The following is a 12,664-nucleotide window of genomic DNA, read 5'->3' as shown; positions in this document are numbered from 1 at the left end:
CTTCTTTAATAATAGCAAAATTTCAGTAAATAAAAAATGGAGCGGGCTGTTTCCTTATAAAAATAGGTAAAATTAGGCAAAATATCTCAATTGTGGATAAATACTTGACAAAATATTATAAGTATGCTATCATTAAATGATATCTGGCACTTTTAAAAGTATGTTTTTTAGGCTAACAACTTATGTAACGCCTTGGGTAAAAGTAAAAAACCACGCAAGGAGAACGAGATGAAACACGTTTATGAGGTAATATTTAGAGAAGTCGCTTTCGAGCGGACGATATTTCTGGAATGGTCAGAACCGATCAACGTGGACGACATAATTTACTTTGACGACGGGGCGCTGAAAGCGGCCGGGGTAAGCACCACGGCCAATGGTAAAAAGTACTACTGGGAAGGAAAAAGTTTCTACTGGTTGGTAAAACACGTGATGCGACTAACCAACCCGTTACCTGAGGGTGAAATGAACGTATCGGGAATTCTAAACTCGGTCATAGTGATTCCAACCAATAGACCGTAACTTCAACCATCAATCAAGGGAGAAGAAAAATGCATTCTTATAATCCGACCCTGATGGCGATAGTAGTTGTAGTATTCATTACCGCCCTCGCCTTCGCTTCATGTCTTGACGCCCGCAACGCCGTCAAGACCCCCCAACCAGCGGAAAAGTTCGAAATGAACCCGCCAACAGTTGAGATGCTGAGCAGCTGCTCGGCGGACTACTGTGCTTTCAGGTATATAAGAATCGATGGTAAGCTCGCGATTCTCAACAGGAGGGGCGGTGTCGCATTTGTCCCCTAATCGTTGGGTTAGTTTAATTTCAACGCCTCGTCGCACTCTGCGGCGAGGCGCTTTTTTATTCCCAAATTGTTAAACATATCTTATAAAAAAGTCCCGAGACAACTCTCGGGACGATACTATAATGATACCAGGTGCTTAGGCTAAATCAATACATCTAAACAGATTACTCCGCCTGCCGCTTACGCACTACGGCAAAAGGCGTCTTAAACATAACCATTAAATCCAGTTTCATGGACCAGTTCTCCATATACCACACATCCAAACGAACTTCCTCGTCAAAATCCAAATCGCTGCGTCCGGCGACTTGAGACATGCCGGTCATGCCCGGCTTGATGGACAAAACGCGCTTATGATAACTTTCATATTTTTCCACTTCCTCAACTTCATGAGGCCTGGGACCGACTAAAGACATTTTGCCGGCGAAGACAATAAATAGCTCCGGCAACTCATCCAATGAATAACGCCGCAGAAATTTTCCGACCGGCGTGATGCGCGGGTCATTCTTGAATTTCATCATGGGCGTGCCGGCGCGGACATTTTCTTGCGTTTTTATGAATTCCTCATCAAAACGAAATTTATGCGCGTCTTTGATCATGGTGCGGAACTTGAAATAGGTAAAAGGCTTGCCGTACTCACCGATGCGTTTGTAAGTGAAAAACAATGGCCCAACCGAACTTAATTTGACCGCTAAAGTAATGATAACCAAAATCGGCGATAGCAGGATTATCAACAAAGCCGAACCAACCAAATCAAACAAACGCTTACCGATCCGGCCCCAACCGTCCAACTTGGTTTTCTTCAATTCCACTACCGGTAGACCGGCGATATTATCAATGACAAAATTATTAATGGGAAAATCAAAAATATCCGCAATATACTTAAGCTCCACATGATTGACATAGGAAAAGTCATGGAGCTTCTCCGAGATTTCCGTCGATAAATCAGCACGCGCCACCAAAATCTCGTCAAATTTGTCCGCCGCTTTCAACTCCAGCAGTTCTTTTTCCGTAACCGCATCAAAATTCTTAAATTGGTCAGCAACGCGATAACCGGCGCGCGGGTTAGCCGTAAATTCCCGAACCACTTCATCAGCCGCATTGCCTTCACCGATAATAATCACCCGATGAATGCCCACGCCCCAGCCATACAAGCGACGCTGAAGGAAACGCATCAGGCCACGGCCGAACATTACTGAAATAATAGAGAAGAACCAAGCAGCCAGAATAATAAAACGGGAATCAAACAAGGAGCGGGAAAAGAAAAATAAAAACATCAAGATGGCTACGGCCGCCGTAGAAGCCAGAATAATCTTGGAAACTTCATCAACCGCCCGCGAAGTGCCACGCATATTATATAATCCGGCTAAAACGAAAGTGACAATCCAGACTACGGCCATCAACCAAAGCCAGCTCAAAAAATACGAAAACGGCAAATTAAAAACTACCGGGCGATAAGCGCTGATCGGCTCCCAGAAACGGAAATAATAGCTGGCAATACCGGCTAAAACCACCATTAAATAATCAATGGGCACTAAGCCGGCGGAAATAATGATTTCTGATCGTTTCATATTAATATTTATTTTATCCTTAACGGATTTTACAACATACCCAAGACATCCTCTGTCGGATCAAGCTTGATCGACGGGACAACCGGAACAACCCCGGGCACCGATTCAGCCGGCGGCGGTGAAAAATCGTTAGGCGGCACGGCCAAATCCTCACCATAATCAATCGCTACTTCCAACGGCACCACGGTTTGCGACACCACTCCCTTGACTCTGATATTGATTCCCGCTACTTCCAACAGAGTATCTTCTACTATTTTCTGGTTATCTTGAGTTTCCAGGCGATTCTTATAGAACAGACTGGTAACAGCGACCTGCAATACTCCCCTGTCGCAAGATAACGGTTGGCTGATCCGCAAAAGAGAGCCCAAGGAAAAATTAGTTTTAATTAAACGATTAACAAGCTGGCCCCAATTGGCAGCGATATCCGCCAAAGACACGTTTTGATCTAAGGTCGGCTGGCTGGCTGTAGCGGCAATGGTCGGCTGGCTGGCGACTGGCTGGCTAACAGCCGGAGCTGTTGCTGTTTCGATTTTATTATCAGTAATCGGTGTATCTTTTTTTATGGTGGCAACTGGAACTGAATCGTTCAACTTGCCAGCCGGAGAAACGACTGCGGTCACAGGTGCCGAAACGGCGGCAAAAACAGTTTTATCAGGCTTAACGCCGGAAACGCGTTCCACTAATCTAATAACAGCGATCTCCAAAGGAAATTGCATTATTGGCGCTTGCTTTATTTCCTTGGCCTTGTCAGAAAAAATTTCTACCATCTCTACGATTTCAGCAAAATTAAACTTATCAGCCAAGTCTTTAATGCTTTCCGCCAAATCATCATTGAATTCCAAGCCAAAAACAGCTAAACGACCGTTAACCTTGACCAGCATCATTTGTCTTAAAAATTCCAACAAATTTTCCGTAAATACCGACAAATCAACCCCTTCCTCCATTAAACGATTAATATGCTCTACGGCGGCGGCGGCGTTTTTTTCCGCCAGATACTCCACAAAAACCAAAATAATCTGAAAGTCGCTACGTGGCAAGACGATTTCCGCTTGTTCCAAGGTGATATCATCGCCCAAAGACAAAATCTTAGCCAATAAGCTTTCCGCATCACGCACGCATCCTTCAGAAACCACTACCACTCGCTTAAGTACTTCATCGTCTACTTTCTTATTCTCACCCTCAACGATCAACTGTAAACGTTTTAGGAGCTGTTCAGCTGTTACTTTCTTAAAATCAAAACGCTGGCAACGGGAAATAATAGTCAGAGGTAACTTATGGATTTCCGTAGTGCATAGGATAAACAGCACATGCGCCGGCGGCTCTTCCATAATCTTAAGCAGAGCATTGAACGAGGCGTTGGATAACATGTGCGCCTCGTCAATAATAAACACTTTGTACTTACTTTTGACCGGCGTAAAACGGGAATTCTCAATAATATTCTCCCGCACATTATCCACGCCGGTATTACTGGCGGCGTCAATCTCAATAATATCCACCGATCGGCCGGCCATAATATCCAAACAGGACGAACAAGTGTTGCAGGGCTCGCTGTCACCGGCCGTACGATTTTCGCAATTGATGGATTTGGCGAATAATCTGGCGCTAGTAGTTTTACCCAAACCGCGCGGACCGCAAAATAAATAAGCGTGAGCCGATTCTCCCCTTTCCAGTTGATGTTGAAGGGTAATCTTGATATGATTCTGGCCGATCATTTGCGCAAAAGTCTGCGGTCGGTATTTACGGTATAAAGCGCTGCTCATTTATAATAATTACTAGTTAATTATGGGTGTAATATAACAAAAAAATGACTATAAAGTCAATTTTGTTGTATCTGATTTGAATAATGCGCAACAAACAGTTATCAATAAGCCGGCTGACAACAAAAAACAATTTGGTCCCCTGTTAAATGTCGCCCATCATATATCATATTCCTGATTTAAAACCCGAATTCGCCCGGGCTTTCTTTTTTGGCTCCGCCCAGCCGGCCGATCTGACTGCGCTCCATAATATCCCGCACCACCGATTGATGGTCGCGACCGTATTTGAGGCGGGATAATTCCTTAAGCGGTGTAACAATCTCAGGATTGATCTGAACCACGTCAGATGGTTGATAACACTTTATATTAAAGGCCGGCATAGCCGTATTATCAATCATAATACGGAAGTAAGCGTTGTATTTTTCAATATTCATCACGTCATATTCATTGACCACCGGCGATAATTGTTTGGCGATAATCTCCGAATCATCCACGCCGATACGATAAACCAATAGATTGCCCACATTGCCAAAAACTGCATCACGCACGCGCGTATCATTGTTTTGCACCAACTGCGAAATGAATTGATGGCCCAGACAAAGATTAAGTTTGTATTTCCTGGCTTCGGACAAAATGATGGAAATGGAATCGGTAATAAAATTCTGAAATTCATCAATATACAAGAAAAAATCCTGGCGCTGATCTTCCGGCATATCGGCGCGGGACAAAGCCGCCATCTGCAACTTAGCGACGGCGATTAGGCCCAGCAAACTGCTATTAGTCTCGCCTATCTTGCCTTTGCATAGATTCAACAATAAGATCTTGCCCGAATCCATGGCTTCGCGAAAATTAATGCCTGAATGAGACTGGCCGATAATGTTGCGCATCAGCTCATTTTCCACAAATCGGCCGGTTTTGGAAATGACATAGGACAGCATATCGGCGCCCGTAGAGCCCTTCTGGGACATGGCGTATTCTCGCTCCCAAAAATCTTTTACCAAAATGTCGGTTACGTGCTCTAATTTTTTCTTGCGGAAAGTATCGTCAGTAAAAATACGGGCCAATTCTACTAAGGTTCCCGGATCTTCGCGGTCGGCCATCAGGGCTAACAGCGCGTTTCTCATATAATGCTCAAACATCGGGCCGGCCATCGCCGGATCGGGCAATAACTTATAAAAGATATTGATCATTTCTTGCGCCGCCATATCCATCTCGTAAGAACTGCTGGCCTCCAGCATATTCAGGCCAATCGGCCGTTCCATATCAGAAGGATCAAACAGAATCACGTCTTCCACGCGCTCTTTGGGAATGCCTTTCAGAATGTTTTCCACCAATTCGCCATGCGGATCAATTACGCAGACGCCTTTGCCGTCACGGATATCTTGCACCGCCATGGTGGCCATGGTCGTGGATTTACCGGTACCGGTCATACCAATGATATACATATGGCGACGGCGATCTGCGTCTTTCATTTTAATGACTGTTTTTTGGCCACGATAAACATTCTCGCCTACTATTACGCCTTCGGTCGGAATATTCAAAGGTGGGGGCAGGCGCCGAGCCATCAACCAATTAATTCTCGGCACCTCGGTATTAGGCAGGGGCAGGTGCCATAACGAAGTCATTTCTTCGGTGTTTAATACCATGCCAGCCTTATCATCAAAACTGCGATAGATAAAATCATGAATCAGTTGTTTGCCGTCGCCTTTAACCACTCCTTTAAAGCCGTTGGCATATTGATAACTGGAATACTGCGCGAAGGAGTCAATCAAACGCCTGAGATTTTCATTGGCTTGAGACTCCAGCGGCGCAAAAGCCACGACGCGAATATTGACATCCAAACCGGCCTTGGAAGCTTTTTCCTCAATCGCTTTAACCGCCTGCTCCTCCATAGGCGACAAACGGTATTGTTCTGAGGTCTTGCTCAAATCTTTGGGCTTAGAAGCAAAAAACCAATCAGAAGGCGCACCAAAAATATTACTCAAACCGGAAAAAAGTCCGGGATTGGCCGCGGCCAAGGCCTTTTTGATATCTTTACCTTGTTGCATTTCTGAAGCCACCTTAACGCCCTTATTGCGCCAACCGCCGACAGCCGAACGCATCACCAACTGAATAGCCGCGGTCTGCTGATCGCCGAATTTAGATAAAACACTGATGATGGACACGAGCGGGTCAACATTATTCATCTGCTTATAGGTCAGAATCGGAAACATGTTCTGCTTAAGCAGTTTAAGATAACCGATGGCGACAAAACCCTGCTGATTAAAAATGTTATAATCGCCGGTCTCTTCAATCTGCGCGTAAGGATACTTGGAAAAAATCTGTTGTTTAATATACTCCACTAAGTATTCGGGAACAGCGATATAAAAAGAAATCAAGCCGTCCAGACCCAAAACAATTTCCAACGACCAGTGATCAAAACGACCGAACAGCCAAGCCTTAAAACCCTTGGATGCCCTAAGTCCGCCCAAATTGGCGTATAACCCTTCAATTTCCGAGATTATTTCCGACAACTGCTTTTTATTCTCCCCTTCTTCCTTAACTCGCTGCGGCACCGTTACCAAAAAAATATGCTGTTGAAAAACTTTGGGATAACGCTTCTGGGATCTAAAAACGGCACGCATAATCAATAGGACGACAAAACAAACCAACAGAAAAATAACAACACCGACAATCGCATAAATTACCGCGTCGGGTATGCTGGAAAATAACAAAAACAAATCAAATTGATAAGGATTCTGTACTTCATCTAAGGGCATAAAAAATAACGATAGACAAACTTTGGTTTATAAATTTGTAATGACGCCTAAATTATAAAATTAATCTAAAATTCTATCTTTTTGTCATTCCTGGCTAAAGCTACAATCTTATCGGCTTTAATCTTAGCTTCTTGTTCCAAAAAATAACGATTGATGCCAGGAACCATTCTCAGCCACTTCTTAATTAAACTGATAATCTTTTTAACCTTAATCTTGGTTTGATGATAAACGACCTTAAAAATAGAACGAGCCGCTTCCTCGCCCCTAGTCTTGAATATCTGTTGATCCTGAGGAGACAAGTTATTATAGAGCTCGCCCAAATCCTCCTCCAGAATGCTCTCAATCTGCTTGTAGGTTTCCAAGGCCTCAGCATTAGCAGGGGTAGCAACCGGTGCGGAAGGCGCCTCTCCGCCGACGATGATTTCGCCCTGCTCCCTTAATCGGCTGTCTCTATCAGGCTGACCGAACTCTGACGGCGCCGCCTCCGGTGCCGGCTCAAATTCCAATCCGCTCTCCTTGACTGCGCCCGGAACAGTATCTTGCTTTTCCCGGCCGGGAGTTAACAATTCTTTTTGGTCTAAAGGCATAAAATGATGAAGGGGAAAGAAATAAAAAATTAATAATTAGGAAGTGACGATTCAATCGGATCTTATCTCTGTTTATTGCCCCTCTGTTTCTCTTATATTATACCACTATTATACACTAATTAATAAATCTATGCTATAATTAAATTGAACCCATGCTATGTCATTAAACATCAACACCCTAAAATCAAATATTGGAACATTTAATTGGACCAATATAGTCGATGCTCAAAAAGAGGAAATAAACTATCTGCGCAAAAAATTCAAGTTCAATGAACTAGATCTGCGCGATTCTTTTTCCAAAAATCTCGCCCAACGGCCGAAATTTTACGTTCGGAACAATTATTGTTTCCTCATCCTGCAATTCCCGATTTATAACAGAAAAACCCGCACTGTTGACGCTGAAGAAGTGGATTTCTTCATTAGCGATCATTCTCTGATCACTTGCCACAAAAACAATTTGCCGCCCCTGGTTGAATTATTCAATCTCTGCCTCAGCGACAAATTCTACCGCGAGCAATACTTGTCCGGCAATAACATGATGCTTCTTTACGAGATTATTGTCCGTCTGCAAGAATATTGTTATCCGATTATGGATCACATGAGCGTTGACATCCAAAGTATTGAAAAAAACATCTTTGACGGCCGGGAACGGGAAATGGTACGGGAAATCTTATTGACCAAGAGGAATATTTTAAATTTCCGCAAGATTATGGAAGCGCACAAAGGCGTTATTCAGAAATTGGGCCGATCCAGCGTTTGGTATTTGGACTCAAGCGAGATGAAAACATTTTACAACGACTTGATAGAACACACCAAAAACATCTGGGACATCTTGAGCGAACAAAAAGAAATGATTGAAGCCCTCGAAGACACCAACTCCTCTTTGATTTCCTTCAAGCTCAACGATATTATGCGTACCCTGACAGTATTTTCCGTCATTGTCTTTCCTTTGACTCTCTTAGCGGCGATTTTCGGCATGAACACGATTGGCGGCATGCCTTTCGTTGATAATCCCAATGGTTTTTGGATAATAATTTTCATCATGATAGTCGGGGCTATCTGCCTCTTCTTTTACTTCAAAAAGAAACGCTGGATTTGACAAAATAACAATTCTTTGCTACAATAGGTTATTACCTGTTTATATTAACAACCGCACTTTCTAACAATACAAATAGAAACAAGGAGATAAGTTCATGCCAAAGAAAAGATTTTTGTTGATTTGTCGCCGACAACTCGTGATTACAAGCTATTCCCAAGAAGCTTACGAGAGCAGCTTCCATAGACGCAATCGATCAGGTATTTACGATTCCCGAGTGACCCTGCCGATCGGCCGTTACGAAGCTGAACGGATTATTCCAAAATGGGACAACCCGCAAAGAAAACGATGTTTAGTCATTAAAGGAACAAAAAACGGCCTGCCCGAAACCTACTTACGCCGAAATGCCGACACCTTAGGCGTTACTATCAAAGAAATAGCGCCAAGGAAAACAGCCTCGAAAAGCCGACCCCAAAGGAGGGCCAACAAAAAGTAAAAAATAAGACGCCCCGAGCGAGGCGTCTTTTGATTTTAAGTGTTTTTCAAAGATTAGAGTTGCAATTTAGCCCTGATGATTTTACTAGCCGACGGCTTACTTTAATATTTGTTTCAATTGTTTTAGATCTTCCACTCTGACTAATTTGGCTCGCAACTCCTTGGCTCCGACTCGTCCGGATACATACCAAGCCAAGTGTTTTCTTAGCTCTACAATACCTTGGCGATCTTTGGTTTTAAAAGCCGACTGAGCGTGTTGCAATATTATTTTGTCAACCTGTTTAATATTAAGCTCCGAATACTTTCCTGTTTTTAAATATTGTTTGATTTGCTTAAACAGCCAGGGTCGGCCGTACAGACCCCGCGCCAAACCCACGCCATCTACACCGGTTGACTCTATCATCTCTTTGGCATCTTGGGGAGTATTAATCCCGCCATTACCCAAAACGACGCCTTGGCGATTTTGCCTCTTAAAAAACTGAACACATTCTTTAATCATCTCATAATCTATCTCGGCGGCAAAAGGGTTCTCATACGGCCGGCCATGAATCATTACTGCTGACAGAGGCAAATCCTTCATGACTTGCAAAAAGTCCCTGGCCGTCACTTCCCCGCCATCTTTTTTAATAGACGACCTTAACTTTACCGACACGGGCAATGTAGTACCAGCCAAAACATTTTCCACAATCTGCCGGCATTTATCCAGGTCGCGCATCAAAGTCACCCCGCCGCCATGGCCGGCAACCTTCTTGGCCGGACAGCCGAAGTTGATATCAATTCCGTCAAAACCGGCGGCTTGGACTACTTGAGCCGCCTTAGTAAATCTTTCCGGATATTTGCCGAATAATTGTATAACCACCGGTTTCTCCTGCTTAGAAAATTTAAGCATGGCCAGAGTTTTTTTGGAATCATAATACAGACCATCGGCCGAAACCATTTCTGTATAAGCCACGTCTGCCCCGCATTGGCGACAAATCTGCCGGAAAGCCGAATCAGTCACGCCCGCCATCGGTGCCAAAGCCAAAATCGGCCGGCCTGTTCGCGCCAGCTTTTGCCAAAGATTACTTTTATTTTTAGTTGACAACATGATATTTTTATGATAGGGTGTACTAATAACTAAGCACTTTAGCAACAAATAAAAATTTAATCAACGGGAGGCAGTAAATATGCAGACAATTGATATAATCAGGCGACGCCTGGAATACGACAAAGACCGGGCCAAAAAATTTAAACGCCTACTTCTGCTCTTTGCCGTTGCCGACACCCTCACCTTGGTCAAGATACTTACCTTTTACGATCATCCTTTGTGGTTTGTAATGTTAGGCGTCGGGCTTGTTATTTCTATTTATTTAAGCGTACGCCTCTGGCTATATGAACGGATAAAAAAACAGCAATTAAAGCAGGTAGCCGAAAAAAAGAAACGTGAACTGCAACGGCAAAAGGATATGGGATTAGGCCTTTAACAAAATAGGAGAAAGCAACAATGCAATTCTTATTGACTTGGGTAGCTGAAGGCTGGAAAAACGGCAATAAAATAGCGGTAGTTCAAAAAACTGTCATCATCTACGCACACGTATTAGAACCAGGCGGCATTCAAAAAAAAATAGATGCATCTTACACGGAAGAACATCAAAAATTAATAAGCGTCTGTATGCCCAAATCTCGCGGCGCCGAGTGCGTAGTCATCTATCATCAGCCAATAGTGCTGTTGCCGAATTAATACTAACTCTTAATATTGATGAACTAATCCGCCGACTTAAAATCCAAAAACTCCTCAATGTCCTTTCGCACGGTTTCAGCAATGATACCGTGTTTTTTATTGTATGCCAGTTGCTTGATGCGGCGGCGTTCCACTTCACTCACTGCTCGTTTGATGGAACCGGTAATGTTATCAGCATAGAGAATAACTTTGCCGGAGACGTTCCTGGCGGCACGCCCCATAGTCTGAATTAATGATGTTTCCGATCTCAGGAAACCCTCGCGATCAGCATCCAAAATGGCTACAAAAGACACTTCCGGCAAATCCAGCCCTTCGCGCAACAGATTAACCCCGATTAAAACGTCAAATTCCCCTCGGCGAAAAGCGGTCAGAATCTCCGTACGCGCTACGGTCTTAATATCACTGTGCAAATAATTAGACTTAATCCCCTGCTGAACAAGAAAAGTGTTCAGGTCTTCAGCTTGTTTCTTAGTTAAAGTATTGATGATGCTTCTCTCGCCCTTAGCTGTAATCTTGATTGACTCAGCAATAACATCATCAATTTGGCTATAATTTTTATTCTTATCAAACACTGGTCGGATTTCAACCGGCGGATCAACTAGTCCGGTTGGACGAATAACCTGCTCAATTAATTGCTTAGAATGTTTGATTTCCCAATCACCCGGCGTAGCCGAAGTAAACACCGTCTGGCCGATACGCTTCAAAAACTCGTCAAACTTCAATGGCCGATTATCCAAGGCCGAGGGCAAGCGCCAGCCGAATTCCACCAAGGTATTCTTTCTGGCTCGATCACCCGCATACATTCCCCTAACCTGAGGCAAACCGATATGCGATTCATCCATAATTAACAAGTAATCGGGTTTGCCAGCCTTAAGTGGGAAATAGGCCAACAAGCTATCCGGCGGTTCACCCGGTAACTTGCCGGCCAGATGGCGGGAATAATTTTCAATACCATGGCAATAACCCACGGTTTTTAACATCTCCATATCGTAACGGGTACGGCGCTCCAATCGTTCCGCTTCCAAATATAAATTCTTCTTATTGAAATATTTCAAACGATCCTTAAGTTCTATCTTAATATCCTTAATAGCCGCGTCTATCTGGGGCTCGGTAGACACGAAATGCTTAGGCGGAAAAATCACGATATCCTTGAGCTCCTCAACGATCTTGCGCGTTAAAGGATCAATTAAATGGATTTCCTTGACTTGTTGATCGCCCAACTCTAAGCGATAAATAATGTTTTCCGAGGCGGCCATAATTTCAAACACCTCACCCCTAACACGGAACAGTCCGCGCTTTAATTCTCCTGAGCTACGCTCAAAATGCATGCGCACCAACTGACGAATAAAATCAGCGCGCACTAAGGGCTGACCGATAGCCAAATGCAAAGCCGACTCCAGATAACTGACGGGCACGCCCAAATTATAAATACAAGAAACTGAGGCCACAATAATCACATCTTGCCGCGACAGCAAGGCCGAGGTAGCCTGATGGCGCAACCGATCAATCTCCTGATTAATCATCGCTTCCTTTTCAATATAAGTATCAGTATTGGGCAAATACGCCTCCGGCTGATAATAATCGTAATAAGACACGAAAAAATTCACCGAGTTATGCGGAAAGTAATTTTTGTACTCGCGATAAAGCTGAGCCGCCAAGGCCTTATTGGGAGCCATAACCAAAACAGGCCTATCCTGCCGGGCAATCACATTAGCCATAGTAAAAGTCTTACCCGAACCGGTTATACCCATGAGCGTTTGAAAATCCTGCCCCTGCTTCAGGCCTTTAGTGATTTTTTCAATCGCCTGCGGTTGGTCCCCCGCCGGAGAATACTTGGATTTTAGTTGAAATAATTTTTTGGACATACTCTTGACAAACAAACCATTATCATATATAATAATCTGAAAGTTGTCAACTGACTTTAAAAAGCACCTTAAAAAAGT

General features: G+C 43.7%; 12 protein-coding genes. 6 read left to right on the top strand and 6 right to left on the bottom strand.

Annotation, left to right across the window (positions count from 1 at the left end; all coding sequences use genetic code 11):
• The first annotated feature begins 192 nt into the window (after positions 1–192).
• On the top strand, positions 193–519 hold the full coding sequence (locus WC473_05475) for a hypothetical protein (protein ID MFA5125239.1): 327 nt from the start codon (positions 193–195) through the stop codon (positions 517–519).
• Positions 520–572: 53 nt separating this feature from the next.
• Complete coding sequence (locus tag WC473_05470) at positions 573–800, top strand: hypothetical protein (GenBank protein ID MFA5125238.1); 228 nt, start codon at positions 573–575, stop codon at positions 798–800.
• A gap of 163 nt (positions 801–963) precedes the next feature.
• Here WC473_05470 and WC473_05465 read toward each other — a convergent pair whose 3' ends face one another.
• The 4 genes from WC473_05465 to WC473_05450 form a co-directional block, all read right to left on the bottom strand.
• Entirely contained in the window at positions 964–2,367 is a 1,404-nt protein-coding gene (locus WC473_05465) for a sugar transferase (protein ID MFA5125237.1), read from the bottom strand.
• A 29-nt stretch (positions 2,368–2,396) separates the two neighbouring features.
• On the bottom strand, positions 2,397–4,127 hold the full coding sequence (dnaX, locus tag WC473_05460; protein ID MFA5125236.1) for a DNA polymerase III subunit gamma/tau: 1,731 nt from the start codon (positions 4,125–4,127) through the stop codon (positions 2,397–2,399).
• A 176-nt stretch (positions 4,128–4,303) separates the two neighbouring features.
• Entirely contained in the window at positions 4,304–6,883 is a 2,580-nt protein-coding gene (locus WC473_05455; protein ID MFA5125235.1) for a type IV secretion system DNA-binding domain-containing protein, read from the bottom strand.
• Positions 6,884–6,948: 65 nt separating this feature from the next.
• On the bottom strand, positions 6,949–7,470 hold the full coding sequence (locus WC473_05450) for a hypothetical protein (GenBank protein MFA5125234.1): 522 nt from the start codon (positions 7,468–7,470) through the stop codon (positions 6,949–6,951).
• Positions 7,471–7,627: 157 nt separating this feature from the next.
• Here WC473_05450 and WC473_05445 point away from each other — a divergent pair, with 157 nt between their 5' ends.
• Together WC473_05445 and WC473_05440 are read left to right on the top strand one after the other, a co-directional pair.
• The gene (locus WC473_05445; GenBank protein MFA5125233.1) at positions 7,628–8,569 is read left to right on the top strand and encodes a magnesium transporter CorA family protein; all 942 of its coding nucleotides are present in this window, start codon (positions 7,628–7,630) and stop codon (positions 8,567–8,569) included.
• Between the two features lie 94 nt (positions 8,570–8,663).
• Complete coding sequence (locus WC473_05440) at positions 8,664–9,002, top strand: hypothetical protein (protein MFA5125232.1); 339 nt, start codon at positions 8,664–8,666, stop codon at positions 9,000–9,002.
• Between the two features lie 96 nt (positions 9,003–9,098).
• Here WC473_05440 and WC473_05435 read toward each other — a convergent pair whose 3' ends face one another.
• Complete coding sequence (locus tag WC473_05435; GenBank protein ID MFA5125231.1) at positions 9,099–10,088, bottom strand: tRNA-dihydrouridine synthase; 990 nt, start codon at positions 10,086–10,088, stop codon at positions 9,099–9,101.
• A gap of 79 nt (positions 10,089–10,167) precedes the next feature.
• Between WC473_05435 and WC473_05430 the strand changes: the two genes are divergently transcribed.
• Both WC473_05430 and WC473_05425 read left to right on the top strand, forming a co-directional pair.
• Entirely contained in the window at positions 10,168–10,464 is a 297-nt protein-coding gene (locus WC473_05430) for a hypothetical protein (GenBank protein MFA5125230.1), read from the top strand.
• A gap of 20 nt (positions 10,465–10,484) precedes the next feature.
• On the top strand, positions 10,485–10,721 hold the full coding sequence (locus WC473_05425; GenBank protein ID MFA5125229.1) for a hypothetical protein: 237 nt from the start codon (positions 10,485–10,487) through the stop codon (positions 10,719–10,721).
• 23 nt (positions 10,722–10,744) lie between these two features.
• Here the strand turns inward: WC473_05425 and uvrB are convergent, their stop codons facing one another.
• Positions 10,745–12,586: an excinuclease ABC subunit UvrB gene (uvrB, locus tag WC473_05420; protein ID MFA5125228.1), complete on the bottom strand. Its 1,842-nt coding sequence runs from the start codon at positions 12,584–12,586 to the stop codon at positions 10,745–10,747.
• Between the last annotated feature and the right edge of the window lie 78 nt (positions 12,587–12,664).

Source organism: Patescibacteria group bacterium, from assembly GCA_041650895.1.
Taxonomy (GTDB): Bacteria; Patescibacteriota; Patescibacteriia; order 2-01-FULL-39-33; family 2-01-FULL-39-33; genus CAISTG01.
This window is presented reverse-complemented; position numbering and strand designations above follow the sequence as displayed.